The sequence below is a fragment of the Anaerorhabdus sp. genome, from assembly GCF_036657415.1.
Taxonomy (GTDB): domain Bacteria; phylum Bacillota_I; class Bacilli_A; order Erysipelotrichales; family Erysipelotrichaceae; genus Anaerorhabdus.
Map to the genome: position 1 here is coordinate 1 of NZ_JAVXGL010000025.1, position 21662 is coordinate 21662.

A 21662-nucleotide genomic window follows, 5' to 3' on the forward strand; every position below is an offset into this window, starting at 1 on the left:
ACATAGGTGTTACACTAATTGCTGCAATTGTCGGTGGTGCTATGGGTTATATTGCAATGCAAAGTCAACAATTTGTTTGGAGTTTACAAGGACTTTTTAAAACAATACCAGTTGTCTTTTGTACTCTTTTCCTAATCACCATAATTATTGTTACAATAGTAACTATTCTTAAATATAATAAAGGGAAAAAATATTTAAAACTAATAGATGATGACGATGAAGATATTTTTCTTCTAGCGGACAAAGAATTTTCATTAGCAACAACATTAAATTCTTTTGGACAAATTTTGGGAATGATTGGTTTAGGATTAGTTATTCCTGTGATGAATGAATGGCGTTTAACGGATGTAGATGGAATTGCGGTATATCCAATGTTCATTAGTTTAGCATTACTTGTTACCTTCATTGTGTATATGGTAATCAGTACAATTATCCATGTAAAAGCGATTGATATGATTAAAAAAATCTATCCAGAAAAAAAGGGATATGCACTGGATAAACGATTTGAAAAAACATGGTTAGATAGCTGCGATGAACATGAACGAAGAAATATTGGAGAAGCAAGTTACTATGCTTACAAAAATACAAGTAAAGTGTTATCTTGGGCAATTGTTGTTTCACTTTTTATTGGAATGTTTAATTCAATTGCGTATATCTTTGTATTGCTCATTGGAGGCGTGTGGCTTGTTTTATTTATAAGTTATTCAAAGAAAATAAATGAATTAGAGTTTAAGAAAAAATAGAGGAAAATATGAAAACGATATTAAAAGTAGAAAACTTAAAGAAAACCTTCACTTTGTCAAAAAAACAAATGAAGATTGCGAAAACAAAAGAAAAGAAAAAAATTGCCGTGAATGGGATTTCTTTTGAAGCTTATGAAGGAGAAATCTTTGGATTACTAGGACCAAATGGAGCTGGTAAAACAACAACATTAAGAATGATTTCAACACTAATTAAACCGGATGAAGGGGATGCAATTGTTGATGGATCAAGTATTGTGAATAATCCAGGTGAAGTCCGTGGCAAAATTGGATTTCTTACTAGTGAATTAAAACTTGAAGATTTCTTTACACCAAACTATTTATTTGATTTCTTCAGTGATTTACATGGTGTAAATCCACAAGTAAGAAATAAAAGAAAAGAATCTTTATTTAAACGTTTTGGAATAGATGAATTTATAGAAGTTAAAATACAAGATTTGTCGACAGGGATGAAACAAAAAGTTTCACTTGTTATCTCACTTGTTCATGATCCTAATATTATAATCTTTGATGAACCAACCAATGGCTTGGATATTTTAACGGCTAAAGTAGTTACAGACTTCTTATTGGAATTACGTGCATTAGGAAAGAGTGTTATTGTATCTACACATATCTTTAGTTTAGTTGAAAAAATTTGTGATCGAATCGGTATTATAATTGATGGAAAAATGATTTGTTGTGATACTCTAGAAAACGTCATGAATGGAGATACAATGGAAAATAGATTCTTTGAAATTTATGAAAGAAACGGAGGAAGAATCGATGCATAACATTATTACGATTGTAAAGAAAGAGCTAGCACGATTCTTTGGTGATAAAAAATTATTCTTAACAACTGTTATTTTACCAGGGTTAATGATTTATCTTCTCTACTCATTTATGGGTGGTGGGTTAATGAATCAGTTTGAAGGGAAAGAAGATTACGTTCCCAAAATAGCTATATATAATATGCCAGCGTCACTTGAATCAAATTTTGTAGAAGCAGGTGTTCAAAGTTTGAATGATGGATCAACTATCGATAATGATTTGATTCGTATAGAAAATAAAGAAATTGATGTAGTTGTAAATTTCCCAGAAAACTTTGATCAATCAATCGCAGATGGAACAGGGATTCCACAAGTTGAAGTTTATTATAATTCAACCAATGCAGAGTCAAATAAAATTTATAATGTGATTACCGCAACACTTAATAACTATGAGAGTTCAATATCAAATGTATTTGATGTGAATGGCGGAGCTGCACAATATGATTTAGCTTCTGAAAAAGATATTACCGGTCAAATATTCTCAAGTATGCTGCCGATGTTATTGATGATTTTCATCTTTAGTGGATGTATGGGTGTTGCCCCGGAATCAATTGCGGGTGAAAAAGAACGTGGAACAATGGCTACATTACTTGCGACACCAATGAAACGTGGACAACTTGCAATTGGTAAAATTATCAGTTTAAGTATTATTTCATTACTAACAGGTTTATCAAGTTTCTTAGGTACAATTCTTTCATTACCAAAACTAATGGGTGGTACAATGGATGGTATTGGTGCAGTTGCATATAGTGTAATGGATTATAGTATGTTATTGCTTATTGTATTATCATCAATCTTGATTATTATTGCAGCAATTTCAATTATCTCTGCTTATGCAAGTAGTGTAAAAGAAGCATCAACAGCTATTATGCCACTTATGGTTGTAGTTATGTTCGTTGGTGTTAGTTCACTAATGATTGGTAGTGAAACACCTTCAATTATTACTGCACTTATTCCGTTGTATAATTGTGTGGTTGCGATGAATGGAATCTTCTCATTCAATTATCAAATAATATACATTGTTGTGACATTAGTTTCAAATTTAGTTTATACATTTATTTTAGTATTCATTCTTACTAAGATGTTTAATAGCGAAAAATGTATGTTTTAAGGGTCGATAGACCCTTTTTCTTTTACTCGTTTTGATGAGATGTTATAATGGTGGCGTGAGGAATTAATATGGAAAAAGAACATAGTATACAAGCCTATTTAGATGATTATGGAAAAGTACATGTACTTGTCTCTCATCGTTTTTATAATGGTAAAGTCGATTCATTTTATATAAAAGATGAATTTGGAAATTGTAATGAATGTATTATCCGAGGTTTAATTAATGGACCTGATGTTTCAACGTATGATTGTATAGTCCCTGCTGAACTTAATTTTGGTATGCAATATACAATTGTTGATAATCATGGGTTTCAAGCTCCATTAGAAATTCGTTTTATTGTACGAACACAACAGTTTGAAGAAATGTTTGAATATACAGAAGATGATCTAGGCTGCTCATATACGAAAAATGAAACAAAATTTGCAGTATGGGCACCAACAGCAACTAAAGTAATTGTATCTATAAGACAAGATCAAAAAGAAATGAATGTTGTCATGAAAAGAACAGATAAAGGAGTCTACCGGGCAACGGTTAATGCAGATTTAAAAACGGCAACCTATGTCTATTTAGTTTCAGTAAACGGTGAAGTGGTTGAAAGTAGTGATCCTTATGCAATTTCATGTACTTCAAATGGTAAACGAAGTGCGGTACTTGATTTAAATGAACTTAAATGTAAGCAATTTAATTTACCTGAACTCAATAGTCCAATAGATGCAATTTTATACGAATGTAGTGTTCGTGATATGACTTCTAGTTCTACAAGCGGCTCACATTTTAATAAAAAATTTAAAGGTTTGGTTGAACCAAATACTCGTAATAATGGTCGACCTACAGGATATGATTATATCCGTTTATTAGGAATAACACATGTACAATTATTACCTGCCTTTGATTTTGCAACAGTAGATGAAGATAGTCCTAATCGCCAATACAATTGGGGATATGATCCATTGAATTTCTTTTGCCCAGAGGGTTCATTTAGTATGAATCCAAATGATCCCTTCTTACGTGTACAAGAGTTACGTGAAGTTGTGGATGGATTTCATGAAGCAGGTATTCGTGTAAATCTAGATTTGGTTTTGAATCATCATTATGATTTAACGATGGCGTCTTTACAAAAAATAGTACCGTACTATTATTTTAGATATAATGAAAATGGTTTGTTGTCAAATGGTTCATTCTGTGGAAATGATACGGATAGTTGTCGTAAAATGACGCGAAAATATTTTATTGATAACATCAAGATGTGGATGAATATTTATGGAATTGATGGATTTAGATTTGATTTAATGGGAATCTTAGATGTGGATACCATGAATGAAATTGTAAAAGCAGCAAAAGAAATAAAAAAAGATGTAATGATTTATGGTGAGGGATGGAATCTGCCTACCTATTTACCAGAAGATAAAAAAGCTTGTATGTCTAATAATGCACAAATGCCTGAAGTTGCACACTTTAATGATTACTTTAGAGATTCAGTAAAAGGAAAATCAAGTGAAGGAGAAAGTTTTGCGAAGGGTTATTGTACAGGAGATGGTGATTTTATATTTAACATGGCAAGCTCACTTGCAGGTAGTGTTAAAGGAAGTGACTGTCATAAAATTTTTATGGAACCGCATCAAACTGTTAATTATGTTGAATGTCATGATAATCAAACTTCATGGGATAAGATTAAAGATTGTTGTAAAGAAGATACACGCGAAATACGTATTCAAAAGCATAAAATGTTAATTGGAAGTGTGATGTTCGCACAAGGGATTCCATTTCTTCAAGCAGGGCAAGAATTCTGTCGTACAAAACTGGGTTATCATAATACATTTAGTTCAAGTGATTCAATTAACCAAATGGATTGGGATAGAATGATTCGCTATGAAGAGATTGTAAAATATACAAGGACTTGTATTTTACTTCGTAAAAAATTTGAGGCTTTTCGTCTAAAAACAACAGCAGAAATTGAAGAAAAAGTATCTTTTGACTATATGGATGCGAATGTGCTTGTTTATACAATTAATCATCCAGATAGTAAGTGGAAATGCCGCGGTATGAAGTTAATTTTTAATCCATTTGGAGTTGAACGAAATCTACATTTTAATGATAAATTGACGCTTTTAATGGATGAAAATGGCTTGCTTAAGAAATCTTTAGTTTCACAAGATATTTTGATAAAACCTTACAGTTTGCTTGTATGTGCAGTAATGTAAGCGTAAAATAAATAAAGGGGATTTAAGCCCCTTTATGCATATTAGGAGAAAATTATGGGATTTATAGCAAATTTAGTAAACAGTGAATTAAGACATTATTCAAAGGCTGAAAAACTTCAAGCAAAAGTATTGAAACATGCAGATGAATATAGTCAATATAGTGATGAACAACTGCAACAAAAAACAATTGAATTTAAAGAACGCTTAGCTAAAGGTGAGAAGTTAGATGATTTATTACCAGAGGCTTTTGCGAATTGCCGCGAAGCTGCAAAAAGAGTACTGGGAGAGTATCCATACCCAGTGCAAATTTTAGGTGGTGTTTTACTGCATTTTGGTGATGTAGCTGAAATGAAAACAGGTGAAGGTAAAACTTTAACCGCAACAATGCCTATCTATTTAAATGCCCTTGAAGGAAAAGGAGCACATGTTGTTACTGTCAATGAATATTTGGCAGCACGTGATGCAGAGTGGATGGGACAAGTATATCGCTTTCTTGGATTGACTGTTGGTGTAAATTTGCATAGTTTATCTTTCTTTCAAAAGAAAGATGTATACAACTGTGATATTACTTACTCAACAAACTCTGAATTAGGCTTTGATTATCTACGTGATAACATGGCTAAATCAATGGAAGGAAGAGTACAACGTGGTTTATATTATGCAATCATTGATGAAGTGGATTCTGTACTAATTGATGAATCAAGAACACCACTTATTCTTTCAGGATATGGGGACCAATTATCACCATACTACTTACAAACAGATTTATTCGCAAAGAGCTGTAGAAGAGATGCGGATGTAGAAGTTATTTTGGAAGATAATGCGGTTCAACTTACTGAGAATGGAATTAAAAAAGCGGAGCGATTTTTCAAGATGGATCATCTTTATGGATCTGACAATGCTGAATTAATTCATTATTTACAAAATGCCTTACGTGCTAATTTCTTAATGACACGTGATGTTGAATATGTTGTACAAGAAGATGAAATTGTCTTGGTTGATCAATTTACAGGCAGAAAAATGGAAGGGCGTGAATTCTCTGATGGATTACACCAAGCCATTCAAGCAAAAGAAAGTGTTGGAATCAAATTAGAAAATAAAACACTTGCGACAATTACTTATCAAAACTTCTTTAGATTATATACAAAACTATCAGGAATGACTGGAACTGCAAAAACTGAAGAAGTTGAATTCTTAAATACATACAATATGCGTGTATATCAAATTCCAACAAATCGTCCAATTGCTCGTAATGATTATGCGGATGAAGTGTTTAAAACAAAACGCGAAAAATATGAAGCTATTTTAAATGAAGTTATTTCATTATATGAAAAAGGACAACCTGTATTGGTAGGAACAATTAGTATTGGAATGAGTGAAAACCTCTCAGAATTATTAAAGAAAAGAGGTATTCCACATCAAGTTTTAAATGCTAAGGAAGACGCGAAAGAAGCAACAATTGTAGCACAAGCAGGACAACGTAAAACGGTTACGATTGCAACTAATATGGCAGGACGTGGGACAGATATTAAACTAGGCGAAGGCGTATGTGATTTAGGGGGATTAGTAGTTCTAGGAACAGAGCGACATGAATCTAAACGTATCGATAATCAGTTACGTGGACGTGCGGGTCGTCAAGGAGATCCAGGATACTCTAGATTCTTTGTTTCAATGGAAGATGATTTAGTTGAAAAATTCACGACGGATTATATGAAAGAAACGATTGAAGATTTTAAACGTGATAAAGTTTCTGCAGACAAAATGAGAAAATTAATTGATGCAATTCAAGAACGTGCAGAAGGTCTACATTTCGATTCACGCAAAAATGTTTTGGATTACGATGATGTATTGATGGAACAACGTCGTTTGATTTATACGCAACGTGATGAAATTCTTGTGATGGATAATATTACTGATTTAGTTAAAAATTTATATGGACAATTTATTGATCGTATTAGTGTTAACTTTGAAATGCAAGGTAAAACAAACCAAGCTAAAGTCTATGCACATGAATTATTGAAAAAACTAAATATCTCAGAAGAAATAATTGAAAATGGTTTTAATGATAATGGGCGTGCAAGTAAAATTTGGATGGATGATGCTTGGCGAAACTATGAAGAAATTCATGGTGAAGATAAGCAATTAGAAAAGATGGTATTTTTAACTATTCTTGATCGCCAATGGATGGAACATGTAGATAATATGGATCGTGTTAAAAAAGGAATTTATTTACGCCAATATGCATCAATTAAACCAGTAGATGCATTTAAAGAAGAGGCGGTTGAACGTTTTGAAAACATGATGGATAACATCACAGAGCAAACGGTGCTTACTTTAGCATCAGCCCCTAAACAAGAAGGACAAGAGGAAGATTAATGTTTGTAATATTTGGGACAAAGTCTACACAAAAAATTGTAGCGCAAGAAGGAAAAATACGTTGTGGAAGATGTAATAATATTAGTAACTGGATTGTAATTAAAGTTACTAATTGGTTTTCACTTTTCTTCATTCCAATAATTCCTCTAAGTGTGCGTTACTATGAACAATGCCCAATATGTAGAGGTCTTACTCAAATTACTAAAGAAGAAGCTGCAACATATATTTTGAAAGGAGAAACACAAGATGTTTAAAAAAATAGTTATTTTATTACTGTCTCTAACTCTTGTTGGCTGTACAAACAATCCGCCAAAAGAAACAGAAGCAGTAGTAGAAAAAGAGCAGAGTCAGGAATTTATAAAATTATTAGATGATGAATTTATAAATTATCTTGAATCAGATTTTTTGAATTATCATTATACAATTAAAGATGGTTCTGCGTATAATGCAGAAAAACCAGAAGTAACATTAGGTAGCATTTCACTAGAAGATTATAGTAGTGGAAAAGAGGTTGCTGAAACATCACTTAAGCAATTAAATGAAATTGATGTTACTACTTTAAATTCAGAACAAACACGTCAATACAATATCTTGAAACGTTATTTCGAGGATTCAATTGTGGGTTACTCATATCCACTGTTTGACAATTACTTTGCACCAAGTACTGGGATTACGAGTAATTTAATTACAAACATGGAAGAATTTAAATTTTATAATGAACAAGATGTAAAAGACTATTTAGTTATCCTTGCAGATATACAACGTTATTTTGCAGATGCGATTACATTTACGGAAATGCAAATTGCTGAAGGACATTTCATGAATGATTTCACAATTAATCAAACAGTTGATGGAATTGATAAGTTTATTTCAAAAGTTGATGATAATCAGTTTATTGCATCATTCAATGATAAAATCGATGAATTGAATTTAGAAAATGCGGAAGCATATAAAGAAGAAAATAAAAAAATTGTAACAGAAGAAGTAATTCCTGCTTATGCAACTGTGAAAGAATTCTTACTATCTAATAAGGGAACAACGCCAGATGATATGAATTTATCAGGTTCACCAGAAGGAAAGAAATATTATGAAGATTTAATTCAATTGAAATTGGGTACAAATTTATCGATAGAAGAATTATCGAAAATGGGTTTAACTTATATCCAAAATAAAGTTAAAAAAATAATCCCACTATTTGGTAATGAAGAAGCGATGACAGGATATGAAGAATTTGCAGTGGACTTTGAGACACCGGAAGAAATGCTGATGTTCTTACAAGAGAATATTACAAAAGCATATCCCCAAGGACCAGAAGTAACATATGAAGCAAGTTATCTAGATCCAACAGTTGCGGATGAAAATATAGTTGCATATTATTTGATTCCACCGCTTGATTCACCAACTGAAAATATCATTCGTATCAATGGTGATAATGTAGGTGATGAATATTCACTATATACCACATTAGCACACGAAGGTTTCCCAGGGCATTTATATCAAAATACCTATTACTTTGATAAAGACGTCCATCCACTATTTAAAGTGCTTACCAATCTAGGATATGGTGAAGGCTGGGCGATGATGACGGAGCTTGAATCAATTAATTGGGTTGCCGATGAAGATATTGCGACATTGCTTGGTTTTGATATTGAATATGGATATATCATGCAAGCAATCGTTGACCTAGGTGTTAATTATAACGGTTGGGGTACTAAGGAAATTAGTGATTTATTAGGAATTACAGATGAAGCTGTGCTGCAAGAATTATATGAAGGTGTAGTATCAGAACCAGGACAAATTACACCGTATGGATTAGGACTTATGCTATTCAAAACTTATGAAAATGAAGCTAAAGAAGCACTAGGAGATAAATTTAATCAAATAGATTTTAATAAAGTAATCCTAGATGGTGGTAATAGAGCATTTGAATTTGTGAAAGAAGATGTGAATACATATGTTGAAAAAAATAAGTAAGGTGCTGTTATTATGTGCACTTGTATTAGTTACCGGATGCACAAAGAAAGAACCAGTAATAGAACTAACAGATGAAAATATCAAAGCGATTTCTGTAGAAGTTGCAGATGCATTTGTAAATTCAGAATTTAAGAACATTCCGCAATATTTATCAAAAGAAGCAAAAGAAGAAATAACTGTTCAAAATCTTACCCAAAGTTGGAATAAAGTAACTGAAAATCTCGGCTCTTATCAAACGATGAAGATAGATGTACATCGTTTAGCTGATCGTGATTTAGGCTATGTATACATGACATTCAAAAATGGCACCGTGAAATTATCACTTAGCTTTAATCAAGAAATGAAAATTAAGGGTATGTATTTAAACTATCCTTCAAAAATAGTTGAAGCTGTTAATACTGATGAATATACAGAACAAAATGTACTCGTTGGTGTTGATGAAATGATAAACGGAATCTTAACTTTACCTGTTGGTGTCGATAGTCCACCGGTCGCAATTCTTGTACAGGGTTCAGGTGTAAGCAATTTGAATGAGGAAGCTTATGCGATGAAACCATTTGAAGATATTGCCCATGGGTTAGCTAAAGAAGGTATTGCGACAATTCGTTATGATAAACGATATTATGGATATCCCGAGTGGGATGGTATTCGCGAGGTATCACTAAATTGGGAATACCTCTATGATTTTGCGAGTGTTATTCATCAACTTGAAGATATGCCAGTAAATCATAATCAAATATATGTAATTGGACATAGTCAAGGTGGTATGCTAGCACCACGACTTGCATATGATCATCCTGAAGTGAAAGGAATCATTTCATTAGCTGGAACACCACGTGGATTAGAAGTAGTTATGAAGGATCAACAATACAACGCAGTAGTGGCACAAGGATCAAATGAACAAATGGTTCAAGGTGTTGTGGATTTAGCAGATAAAGTGATTGCTGAAATTCAATCACTGACCAAAGAAACTGCAACTGATAAAGTAGTGAACAGTTATCCATTAAGTTATTGGTATGAATTAAATCAATCACGTCCATATATCTTTATGAATGAATTAAAATGTGATGTACTAATACTTCAAGGAGAAAGTGATTTCCAAGTATTCTATGATAAAGATTATCAAGAGTGGATGAAACTAACATCAGGTATGGATAATGTACAAATGAAATCTTATCCAGGATTAAGTCATTTCTTTACACCAGCAATCAACAATACAGTAGAGGATTATAAGACTCCTGCAAATGTTGATGAAAAGGTAATTCAAGATATGGCTAGTTGGATACTTAACCGAAAGGTAGAAAAGGGGAAATAATGAACAAAAAGATGATGAACAACTATGCAAAATTAGTTGTAACAAGAGGAATTAACTTACAAAAAGGGCAAGATGTGATTATTCGTGCATCAACACAACAAGTTGAATTTGCGCGCTGCTTAGTAGATGCATCTTACAAAGCTAAAGCAAGAAAAGTAACAGTGGAATTTGAAGATGAAGCAATTTCAAAAATGAAATTTAAAAATGAGTCTCTTCAAACATTAAGTAAGGTTGAAACATTTGAAGAAGAAAAACAAAAATATATGACAGAGACTCTACCTTGTACAATTATTGTAGAAGATGAAGATCCTGATTATTTAAATGGTGTAGATACAGCGAAGATGGCTAAAGCTAGACAAGCGAAATACCCAATTCTTAAACCTTACATAGATGCTAGGGATAATCGCTATCAATGGGTAATTGTTGCAATGCCTTCATTAGCATGGGCTAAGAAGATTTTTACAGATTGTAGTGATGAAGAAGCAATGAAGAAACTTGAAGAAGCAATCATTCATTGTACTCGTCTTGAGGGTGATCCAATTGCGAATTGGGATAAGCATGTTAAATTAATGGAAGCAAAAGCACGCAAGTTAAATCGCTATCATTTTGATAAACTTACTTATACTGCAAGCAATGGTACAAATTTAACACTTGGATTAAATCCTAAACATGTATGGTTAAGTGCAAGTGAAAAAACATTACAAGGTATAGAATTCATTGCAAATATGCCTACAGAAGAAATATTCACAATGCCTGATAAGTATCGTGTAGATGGTGTTGTATATTCATCTAAACCATTATCATATCAAGGTAACTTAATTGAAGATTTCAGCATACGTTTTAAAAAAGGTAAAGCTGTTAAAGTTAAAGCTAAGGTAGGACAAAAGAGTTTAGAAGAAATGATTAGTATGGATGAAGCAGCAGCATATTTAGGTGAAGTTGCATTAGTTCCATTTAATTCACCTATTAATGAAACAGGTATTATGTTTTATAATACATTATTTGATGAAAATGCATGTTGTCATTTAGCACTTGGAATGGGTTTTAAAAATAATTTTAAAGCGTATGAAAAGATGAAAGAAGAAGATTTTGAAGCTGCAAACTACAATGATTCAATGATTCATGTTGATTTCATGATTGGAACAGAAGATTTAAAAATTGTAGGAACTACACATGATAGTAAAGAAATTGTTGTATTTGAAAATGGAGTTTGGAAGATTTAACCCTTTTACGAAAGCTTATTTTAATAACAAGAGTCTATAAATTGTAGACTCTTTTTCTTTTGTGAAAAAAAGAAGTGAAGAAACGATAATAAAAGAAGGAGAAAAAAATCAAAAAAATTGAAATTTTGAATGTATTTTAACCCTAGTCTTGTTATAATTACCGTGAGAAAACAACGGGGGACGTACAATGAATATATCTTGGGATGCGATACTAGGCGGTTTTGGTCTCTTCATTTTCGGAATTAAGTTCATGGGAGATGGCTTAAAAAGCTTAGCGGGGGATAAATTACGAGAATATATCGATAAATATACAACTAAGCCAATTATGGCAGTATTAATTGGTACTGTAATTACTGTTATTATTCAATCTTCTTCAGCAACCACTGCAATTACTATTGGATTAGTTCGTGCGGGTTTAATGAAACTCGAACAGGCTGCAGGTATAGTAATGGGTGCCAATATTGGTACAACAATCACAGCATTTATTATTGGATTAAAAGTAGAAAAATTCGCTTTATTCTTCGTTTGTGCTGGAGCTTTAATTATTTGTTTTGGTAATAAGAAAAAACTACATTATTTAGGTCAAGTTATTCTGGGTTTTGGATTACTATTTTATGGTTTACGTATAATGGGTGATGCACTTAAAACACTAAAAGACTTACCTGAATTTGTTACATTCGCTCATGCAGCAGGAGAACAACCTGTTTTAGCTTTATTAGCAGGTACAGTTATGACGGGTATCATCCAGTCATCTTCGGCCGTTATCGGTGTTGTACAAAAGATTTATGAAGCAGGTGGAATGTCTTTGATGGCCAGTGTGGCTTTCGTATTTGGTTCTAACATTGGTACAACAATTACAGGTATTTTCGCAGCTATTGGTGGTTCTTTGGCAGCGAAGCGAACTGCCGGTGTTCATACGTTATTTAATGTTGTGGGTACTATCATAGGAATGATGTTCCTGGGTGTTTATGTATCCATTGTCGTATACTTAACCGGACTCTTGAAATTATCACCAATGATGCAAATTGCATTTGCACATATTATATTTAACTTAGTCACAACATTACTATTCTTCCCATTCTTAAAACAAATGTGTGCAATAGTAAGAAAATTAATTCCTGGTAACGAACCAGAAAAATTAGATGTTAATATTGATGAATTAAATGATATCTTACCACATCAATTGCCGAGTTCAGCTTTGAATGTATCAAAAGAAGTCATTCTAAAGATGAGTCATGTTGTTGAAAGAAATGTTAAAGAATCACAAAAATACTTAATGAATCATAAAGCAGGTTCAGAAGATAAAGAAAATATTCTCCAAGCAGAGGGAATTATTAATGGTTTAGATCATAAGATAGTTGATTATCTATTGTTGATTTCTAAAGAAGAATTGAATGAATCGGATTTCCAAGAATATAGTTTAAATTTACAAGTAGTTAAAAACTTAGAACGTATTGGTGATTTAACTGTTAATTTAAGTGAATTCTATGAAATGGTAAAAGAAGATAAGAGTAATTTTACAAAAGAAGCAGTTGAAGAATTAAAGGCAATGTATGAATTGTTCTATCACATGTTGAATAGTACAATGGAAATCTATACGACAAAAGATTATGCAAAATTTGAGGCATTGCTTGAAGATGAAAACTATATGGACTTATTGGAATACGAATCTCGTCAACGTCACTTTGAAAGAATGCGTGATGGTAAATGTAGTTCAATGATATCTGGTTCAGTATATTGTGATATCTTAAGTAATATGGAACGTATGGCTGACCATTGTTGTAATATTGCGAAGGCAGTTTTTGCTGATAAAAAGTAAACCATCGTCTCGATGGTTTTTCTATAGGAGGAAATATGGTTAAAAATGAATGGACACCGTTTTTAAAAGCTGAGTTTGAAAAGGATTATTTTAAAAAGCTAGCAGCCTTTATTCATGAAGAATATGAAACTAAACAGATATATCCACCAAAACAAAATGTTTTTGCGGCTTTTGAAAATACAGATTTTCCAGATGTAAAAGTAGTAATTCTAGGACAAGATCCATATCATCAACCACATCAAGCACATGGTATGTGTTTTTCAGTGCAAAAAGGTGTAAAAATACCACCTAGTCTTTTAAATATGTATAAGGAATTACAAAATGATTTAGGATATTCAATACCTAAACATGGCTATCTAATGCCTTGGGCAAAGCAAGGCGTATTTTTGTTGAATACAATTTTGACAGTGGAAGATTCTAAACCACTATCACATAAAGGAAAAGGTTGGGAGCAATTTACAGATGAAGTAATAAAGAAATTAAATAAACGAGAAAAGCCGATGGTCTTTGTATTGTGGGGTAGAAATGCACGCGATAAAAGAATTCTAATCACAAATAAAAATCATCTTATTTTAGAGGCAGCCCATCCTTCACCATTATCTGCCCATGCTGGTTTCTTTGGGTCACGACCATATTCAAAAATAAATGAATTTCTATTGAAAACGAATCAAGAACCTATACAATGGAGAATCGAGGATTAGTATGTTAGAAACAATTTTAGAAGCAAATGAATGGATAATGAAGAGAAAAAATATTGGTCTTGGACATAAAGTCTTTTGTGAATTAATGAATGACTTAGGCAATCCTCAGGATAATATTCCAAGCATTCATATTGCGGGAACAAATGGCAAGGGGAGTACTGTAACATATATCAAAGATTGTTTAGTTGAAGCTGGATATAAGGTAGGAACTTTTACATCACCACACATTCTTAAACATCAAGATCGTATTCGAATTAATGGGAAATGGATTGATGATGAAAGTTTTCTTAGACTACTAAATCATCATCTAAACATTATTGAAGAGAAGCAGTTAAATATGTTTGATATTGATATGTTAATTGCATGTGCATATTTTAATGAAGAGAACGTAGATATTGCGATTTATGAAGTTGGTTTGGGTGGACGAATAGATTGTACCAACTGTTTATCACATCCTCTTGTATCAGTGATTACATCAATAGGATTGGATCATATGGAATTATTAGGGGATACAGTTGAAAAAATTGCTAAAGAAAAAGCGGGGATTATAAAAAAAGGAGTACCTTGCATAATAGGTGAAATGATTCCATCTGTGAAATCAGTGATTGAAGAAATAGCAGTGTCTAAACAAAGTGAATTAATTGAATCAAAGAAGTTTATTCAACAAACTATGGATACTTTTGAAGTAGATGATGTATGTTATAAAATATACAATTCAGCAAAATATCAAATGCGAAATGCAACGGTTGCATTAACTGTAATTGATTGTCTACAAAGAAAATATAATTATGAAATTTCTATTCAAAATAAAATTGATGGTATATTAAAGAGTCATTGGGAAGGACGTTTTGAAATAATTCAAAAACAACCAACAATTATTTTAGATGGCGCACATAATCAAGAAGGTATTTCTGCTTTGCTTGAATCAATTTATGTTTTACCTAGACCATGGATATTTGTTTTTTCAGCATTAAAAGATAAACCTGCAAAATCAATGATTGAACAAATTCATGAGATAGCAGATGAATTGATTGTTACTGAATTTGATTTTTATCGAGTTGAACGTGCAAAAAATCTAAAACTATGGGATGATATACTATGTGTTGAAAATACTGTGGAAGCAATTAACAAAGGGATAGAAGATGCTCATATTACAGGTTCTTGTATCTTGTGCGGATCACTTTATTTTATTAGTGAAGCAAGAAGATATTTAATGAATAGAGGAGATAGTAATGAATAATCGCGTAAATGAAATAGAGAAGGTTAGAAACAATGCAAAGAATACAATTATTCTGTTAATAATTATTTTTGCTATTGGAATAGTTGCATATGCATGGATGCAAAATTTCTATACAGTAATTGTATTGGTTGTGGTGTTATTATTTTTAATTAGCATTGGATCTAAAAAAACTGCAAATTATCGTTATGCTTTTAGAGATTTTAACTTAAGATATCCAGCAGAACTTGCATTTAAAAAAGAAGTTGATATTGATTGGACAGGAATGGATTTACTAAAAGTAGAAGAATCACATGTTGTGCCTTTTGCCAATCTATTTTCTAGTGAAAATATGGTAACAATCGAGTTGGATGATATTAAAATTGAACGTTCAGATGTAATAACACAACTAAAATATACATTGGATGGAAGAAATGCACTCATAAGAACATTATTTAATGGGCGTTATGATATTATGCATTTTCCTAATGATTTAGCTAATTATATTTCTATACGTGATACTAATATTAGTGGAACTGATTTAGAAAAATACTATAAAGAAGCACCAGCAACAACAAAAGTATTAACTGAGGATAGCGACTTTAATAAATTATTTGATGTTTATACCGTAATAGAAGGTGATGTAGAAAAAATATTAACGGAGGAAGTACGTACAATTTTAAAGAATTATAAAACATATCATACAGGAGTAGTTTATTTTGGTTTCTTGAATAATGAAATTCATCTAGCAGTGAGTCAAGCTGAAACTACAAAAGAACCTTCAGTCTATAAGTCAGTTGAAAAACTGGATTTCAGTGAAGAGAAAAAAGATTATGAAAATATGATTGACTTAGCGAGGTATTTTAATGGCCATGAAACAGAATAATAAAGAGACATGTACTTTAGCAGATATCGAGAAGTATCGAATAAACGCTATCATTTGGGGTTTAGTAATGATTGCGACAATCGTACTTTTATTAATTTCTTTCTTTGTACAAGAAATGGCTTTTTTCTTTGTTATGTTTATTCTTGTTGTAGTAATATTTATTTTTTCATCAAGCCAATCGAAATTTAAAAAAGCTTTTAAACATTATTTCATTGCCCAACAATTTGAATCAGCTTTGGGAGTACCTGTGGATGTTGAATTAAATGGATACAGTGTGGAATACATTAAAGATTCTCACTTAATTCCAACATCCAATACCTTTTCTAGTGATGATTTGATTAGCTTTGATTATGCAGGTATAAAGGTTCGTCGTGGTGATGTACATACAGAACAAGTAACATCAACGGGTAAAAGTACAACCCGAGTAACACTTTTTAAAGGTCAATATATGACATTTACTTTTCCAAAAACAATTACTAGTTTTATGGTGATTAAAGATAATGCTTTCTTTGATGATAAACCTGATGGATTTTTTTCATCCGCACCAAAAACAACAAAGGTGGAATTTGAAAGTATTGAATTCAATAAGATGTTTGATACATTTGCAGCAGATGAACATGAAGCTTTCTATTTGGTAACACCGCAATTCATGCAATTATTAATGGATTTTAGAGTAAGGCAAGGATGTAAAGTATATTATGGATTTATGAGAAATGAGTTTCATATTGCCATCGATACAAGAGAAAACATGTTTGAACCATCGCTACTACAAAAAGTTGATGAAAGTAGTGGAGCAATTGATAGTAATCATATTCATGAGATTGTGAATATGATAAATCATTTTAGATTAGTGGAGGATGAAGGATAATGGGATATGTAATTTTAGGAATTGTCGTAATAATTATTGTAGTGATGATTAATATCTATAACCGCATTGTTACTTATAAAATCAAGGTAGAGGAAGCGGCATCAGGGATTGATGTGGCATTAGCAAAACGATACGCTGTACTTATAAATACAGTTGAAGTAGTAAAAGGTTATGCAAAGCATGAGGCAGAGACACTTGCAAAAGTAGTAGAAGCGCGTAACGATATGACAATGACACAAAAAACAACATGTTATCAAGAGTACAAAGAAGCACAAACTAAATTATTTGCTTTACAAGAAAGTTATCCTGATTTAAAAGCAAATGAGAATTTTTTAAGTCTGCAAGACACAATATTTGAAGTAGAAGAACATTTGCAAGCAGCACGAAGAATGTATAATTCAAATGTTTCTTTATATAATCAAGCAAGAGAGACTTTTCCAGGAAATCTTGTTGCTAATTTTGCATCTAAGAATACATATGATTTCTTTGCAGCGAATGAAGAAGAATCAAAAAGTGTTAATATTAAACTTTAAGTAGAAGTCCGTAGGGACTTTTTTTAATTATAAGGATGGAGTTGTTAAGGTTTTGTAAAAAAATATTAAGTTTATGAAATCGCTTTCTTTTTACTTTAAAAATTGAGATACATAGGCTATAATGACATTATAAATAACTTATGGGGGAAAAGCTCATGAAACAAAATAATATGGTAGCAATGATTTTAGCGGGAGGAAGAGGCTCTCGACTTTTTGACCTAACCAAAAAGGTCGCAAAACCAGCAGTGCACTTCGGTGGGAAGTACCGAATCATCGATTTTCCATTAAGTAACTGTGCAAATTCGGATGTTGATGTTGTAGGTGTTTTGACACAATATGAATCGGTATTATTGAATTCATATGTTGCCCGTGACCATCATTGGGGTCTTGATGCAAAGGATAGTGGAGTCTTTGTTTTACCTCCACGTGAAAAAGACGATACAGGTTTTGGATTATATCGTGGAACAGCAGATGCAATTACTCAAAACCTTGATTTTCTTGATCAAATGGAAGCAGAATATGTATTAATTTTATCAGGAGATCATATCTACAAGATGAATTATGCTGAGATGCTTCAACATCATTTAAAAAATAATGCAGATGCTACAATTGCGGTGTTAGAAGTACCACTAAAGGAAGCAAGTCGTTTTGGTATTATGAATACGGATAAAAATGACATGATTATTGAATTTGAAGAAAAACCAGAGAAGCCAAAGAGTAATTTAGCATCGATGGGGATTTATATTTTCGAATATAAACAATTAAAAAAATATTTGATTGCGGATGAAAAAAATCCTAATTCAACACATGACTTTGGAAAAGATATCATTCCTAATTACCTAAAAGATAATAAACGTTTAGCAGCATTTAGATTTAAAGGATATTGGAAAGATGTTGGAACTATTGATAGTCTATGGGAAGCAAACATGGATTTATTAAATGCAAATAATGAACTAGACTTAAGTGATCCTGATTCAAAAATCTATACAGAAGATGTAAATGCTATTCCACAATTTATTGGTGAAAATGGTTCGGCTAATAATGCTTATATTACACAAGGTTGTTGTATCTATGGTTCAGTTAAGAACTCAGTAATCTTTACAAATTCAACAATTGGAGAAGATGCGAAAATCCTAGATTCAGTAATTATGACAAATGTTAAAGTTGGCTCAGGAGCCAAAGTTACACGTTGTATTGTAGCTGATGGTGTGGAAATTGCACCAGGAGCTGTTGTTGGACAAAAAGACAGTGAAAACATTCTTTTAGTAGCTAAGAATGTTGTGAAATAGGAGGATATGACAATGATTGATGCTTTAGGGATTGTGAATTTCGAAGATTCAACGGCGGATATTGAAGGGCTTGGTAATTATCGTCCAGTTCCAGCAATTAGCTTTCTAGGTCGCTATCGAATTATTGACTTTGTATTATCAAATATGACAAATTCTGGATTATCACAAATTCAAGTTCATATTAAAGAAAAACCGCGAAGTTTAATTGAACATTTAGGAACAGGATTACATTACAATATCAATTCTAAACGTGGTAAGTTGCGTTTATTATATGGTGAAAGCAAAGTAATGTCTGATGTATATAATCACGATATTGGAAGTTTTCTACAAAATATGCAATACATTGAAGAAAGTAATTTACCTTATGTAATTATTGCACCGAGTTATATGATCTATAGTATTGATTTTAATGAAGTATTAGAATCACATATAGCATCTAAAAATGACATTACTGTTTTATATAAAAATGTAGATACAGCTAAGCATGAATTTATTGGTTGTGATACATTATCAATGGATAAAGAAAAACGTGTAAATGGTATTGAAGAAAATCGTGGTAAATATAAAACTCGTGCTATTTCACTTGAAACATATGTAATGAGCAGACGCTTATTTATTGAACTTATTAATCGTGCGGCAAATACAAGTGCACTTTATTGGTTTAAAGATATTTTGAAAGAAGTATATGATGAATTGAAAATGGTGGGATATCCAGTACGTGGTTATGTAGCATGTATAAATTCACTACCAGCTTACTATAAAGCAAGTATGGAACTACGTTGTCCAGATTTAGCATCTGAATTATTTGTAGACTATTGGCCAATTCATACAATGACAAATGATTCACCACCAACACGTTATTCAATTGATGCAACTGTAAAAGGAAGCATTGTATCTAATGGGTGCTTGATTGAAGGTCGCGTTGAAAATTGTGTAATCGGTCGTAATGTAACAATTAAAAAAGGTGCAGTAGTTAAGAATTGCATTATTTTACCTGGCGCATTTATTGGTGAAGGTGCTAAACTAGATACTGTAATTGTAGATAAGAGTGCAATTGTTCATCATGTTAAGAAATTAGTGGGAACACCAGAAGCACCAATTTACGTTAAACGTCGAGATCGAATTTAGGAGGCTTTATGAAATCAATTTTATTTGCGGCAGCAGAAGGATTACCTTTTATTAAAAGTGGTGGATTGGCTGATGTTATTGGGTCATTACCCAAAATACTTAAGCAAAGAGAATATGACGTACGTGTCGTATTACCACTTTACAAAAAAATTGCGGATAAATATTTTGATCAACTTGAATATTTGGGAACATTACAAATAAAGAGTGGGTGGATTGATCAACCAGCAAGTTATTTTCAAACTGAAGTTGATGGTGTAGTTTATTATTTTGTTCAACATCAAGCTTATTTTGAAAGAGATGGATTATATGGTTTTCCAGATGATGGAGAAAGATTTTCATTCTACCAAAAAGCAATTTTAGAAATGTGCAAAATGATTGATTTCTATCCAGATATTTTACATGCACATGATTGGCATACTGGAATGCTAGCAGCACTTACGAAGATTCACTATGGTAGTGATTGGCATTTTGATAAAGTTAAACATGTGTATACAATTCACAATTTAGCATTCCAAGGGAACTTTCCTAAAGATATTTTAGGGTCTTGCCTAGGTTTATCATTCAAATATTATGAAGATGGATCAATGCGTTATGATGGTGGTATTAGTTTTATGAAGACAGGCATTGTGTATTCAGATAAAGTAACTACTGTTTCGCCTTCATATGCAAAAGAAATATTAACACCTGAATATGGTGAACATCTTGATGAAATACTTCGATATCGCCAACATGATTTATGGGGTATTGTAAATGGCATTGATGTAACTGAATGGAATCCACAAACAGATAAGCTACTTGCGAAGAACTATACAGCGAAGAATGTAGCTAAAGGTAAAAAAGATAATAAGCTTGCTGTTCAAAAAGCATTAGGCTTAAGAGAAGCACCAGATGTATTAATGATTGGAATGGTATCACGTCTTACATATCAAAAAGGAGTATATCTCATTGCTGAAAGATTAGCGGATATTATGGGACTCGATATTCAGTTTGTAGTATTAGGAACTGGAGAAGAAGATGCTGAAAGTACATTCCGTTACATGGAAGAAAAATACAAACGTAGAGCAGTTTACTATTGTGGATATAATGAAGATTTAGCGCATCAAATTTATGCTGGCTGTGATTTATTCTTAATGCCATCACTATATGAACCTTGTGGTATTGGACAATTAATTGCAATGCGTTATGGTTCACTTCCGCTTGTAAGAGAAACAGGTGGATTGCGCGACACTGTACATGCATTCAATCAATATACAAATGAAGGCAATGGATTTAGTTTTTGGGCATTTAGTGGTGATGATTTAGTTCATACATTAAAATTTGCATGTGATACTTATTACATGAATCCTGAAGGATGGAAAGAATTAGTGCAACATGCAATGAATACAGATGTTAGTTGGGAATACAGTGCAAATCTATATCAAGAGTTATATGAAATACTATAAGTAGAGGCTTAAT

Annotated in this window: 18 protein-coding genes; all 18 read left to right on the forward strand. The window is 32.2% G+C overall.

Annotated elements, in window-relative coordinates; genetic code table 11:
* Positions 1 to 743: DUF3169 family protein (locus RSB60_RS05230; protein WP_332614963.1), on the forward strand; the 743-nt coding region annotated here is incomplete at its 5' end.
* 8 nt (positions 744 to 751) lie between these two features.
* A complete protein-coding gene (locus tag RSB60_RS05235) occupies positions 752 to 1531 on the forward strand; it encodes an ABC transporter ATP-binding protein (protein ID WP_332614965.1) in 780 nt (259 codons plus the stop codon).
* Positions 1524 to 2678 carry an ABC transporter permease subunit gene (locus tag RSB60_RS05240; RefSeq protein ID WP_332614967.1) on the forward strand — a complete coding sequence of 385 codons (1155 nt, stop codon included), beginning with the start codon at positions 1524 to 1526 and terminating at the stop codon, positions 2676 to 2678. The genes RSB60_RS05235 and RSB60_RS05240 overlap by 8 nt, the downstream gene beginning before the upstream one ends.
* A 68-nt stretch (positions 2679 to 2746) precedes the next feature.
* On the forward strand, positions 2747 to 4879 hold the full coding sequence (pulA, locus tag RSB60_RS05245; protein WP_332614970.1) for a type I pullulanase: 2133 nt from the start codon (positions 2747 to 2749) through the stop codon (positions 4877 to 4879).
* A gap of 54 nt (positions 4880 to 4933) precedes the next feature.
* Positions 4934 to 7255 (forward strand): preprotein translocase subunit SecA, encoded by a 2322-nt coding sequence (gene secA / locus RSB60_RS05250; protein ID WP_332614972.1) that lies wholly within the window; start codon positions 4934 to 4936, stop codon positions 7253 to 7255.
* Positions 7255 to 7509, forward strand: a complete 255-nt coding sequence (locus tag RSB60_RS05255) for a zinc-ribbon domain-containing protein (RefSeq protein WP_323382283.1) — start codon at positions 7255 to 7257, stop codon at positions 7507 to 7509. Before secA ends, RSB60_RS05255 begins: the two co-directional genes overlap by 1 nt.
* On the forward strand, positions 7502 to 9229 hold the full coding sequence (locus RSB60_RS05260) for a DUF885 domain-containing protein (protein WP_332614975.1): 1728 nt from the start codon (positions 7502 to 7504) through the stop codon (positions 9227 to 9229). The genes RSB60_RS05255 and RSB60_RS05260 overlap by 8 nt, the downstream gene beginning before the upstream one ends.
* Complete coding sequence (locus tag RSB60_RS05265) at positions 9210 to 10544, forward strand: alpha/beta hydrolase (RefSeq protein WP_332614977.1); 1335 nt, start codon at positions 9210 to 9212, stop codon at positions 10542 to 10544. The genes RSB60_RS05260 and RSB60_RS05265 overlap by 20 nt, the downstream gene beginning before the upstream one ends.
* A complete protein-coding gene (locus RSB60_RS05270) occupies positions 10544 to 11767 on the forward strand; it encodes an aminopeptidase (protein ID WP_332614979.1) in 1224 nt (407 codons plus the stop codon). Before RSB60_RS05265 ends, RSB60_RS05270 begins: the two co-directional genes overlap by 1 nt.
* A gap of 187 nt (positions 11768 to 11954) precedes the next feature.
* Positions 11955 to 13586, forward strand: coding sequence for a Na/Pi cotransporter family protein (locus RSB60_RS05275; RefSeq protein WP_332614982.1), 1632 nt, complete (start codon positions 11955 to 11957; stop codon positions 13584 to 13586).
* A 35-nt stretch (positions 13587 to 13621) separates the two neighbouring features.
* Entirely contained in the window at positions 13622 to 14287 is a 666-nt protein-coding gene (locus RSB60_RS05280; protein ID WP_323382288.1) for a uracil-DNA glycosylase, read from the forward strand.
* Between the two features lies 1 nt (position 14288).
* On the forward strand, positions 14289 to 15527 hold the full coding sequence (locus tag RSB60_RS05285; protein ID WP_332614984.1) for a bifunctional folylpolyglutamate synthase/dihydrofolate synthase: 1239 nt from the start codon (positions 14289 to 14291) through the stop codon (positions 15525 to 15527).
* The gene (locus RSB60_RS05290) at positions 15520 to 16389 is read left to right on the forward strand and encodes a DUF3137 domain-containing protein (protein ID WP_332614986.1); all 870 of its coding nucleotides are present in this window, start codon (positions 15520 to 15522) and stop codon (positions 16387 to 16389) included. Before RSB60_RS05285 ends, RSB60_RS05290 begins: the two co-directional genes overlap by 8 nt.
* The gene (locus RSB60_RS05295; RefSeq protein ID WP_332614988.1) at positions 16376 to 17257 is read left to right on the forward strand and encodes a DUF3137 domain-containing protein; all 882 of its coding nucleotides are present in this window, start codon (positions 16376 to 16378) and stop codon (positions 17255 to 17257) included. The genes RSB60_RS05290 and RSB60_RS05295 overlap by 14 nt, the downstream gene beginning before the upstream one ends.
* Complete coding sequence (locus RSB60_RS05300) at positions 17257 to 17790, forward strand: LemA family protein (protein ID WP_323382292.1); 534 nt, start codon at positions 17257 to 17259, stop codon at positions 17788 to 17790. Before RSB60_RS05295 ends, RSB60_RS05300 begins: the two co-directional genes overlap by 1 nt.
* Before the next feature lie 155 nt (positions 17791 to 17945).
* A complete protein-coding gene (locus tag RSB60_RS05305; RefSeq protein WP_323382293.1) occupies positions 17946 to 19079 on the forward strand; it encodes a glucose-1-phosphate adenylyltransferase in 1134 nt (377 codons plus the stop codon).
* 12 nt (positions 19080 to 19091) lie between these two features.
* The gene (gene glgD / locus RSB60_RS05310; RefSeq protein WP_323382294.1) at positions 19092 to 20207 is read left to right on the forward strand and encodes a glucose-1-phosphate adenylyltransferase subunit GlgD; all 1116 of its coding nucleotides are present in this window, start codon (positions 19092 to 19094) and stop codon (positions 20205 to 20207) included.
* An 8-nt stretch (positions 20208 to 20215) separates the two neighbouring features.
* Positions 20216 to 21649 (forward strand): glycogen synthase GlgA, encoded by a 1434-nt coding sequence (gene glgA / locus RSB60_RS05315; protein WP_323382295.1) that lies wholly within the window; start codon positions 20216 to 20218, stop codon positions 21647 to 21649.
* The last annotated feature ends 13 nt before the right edge of the window (positions 21650 to 21662 follow it).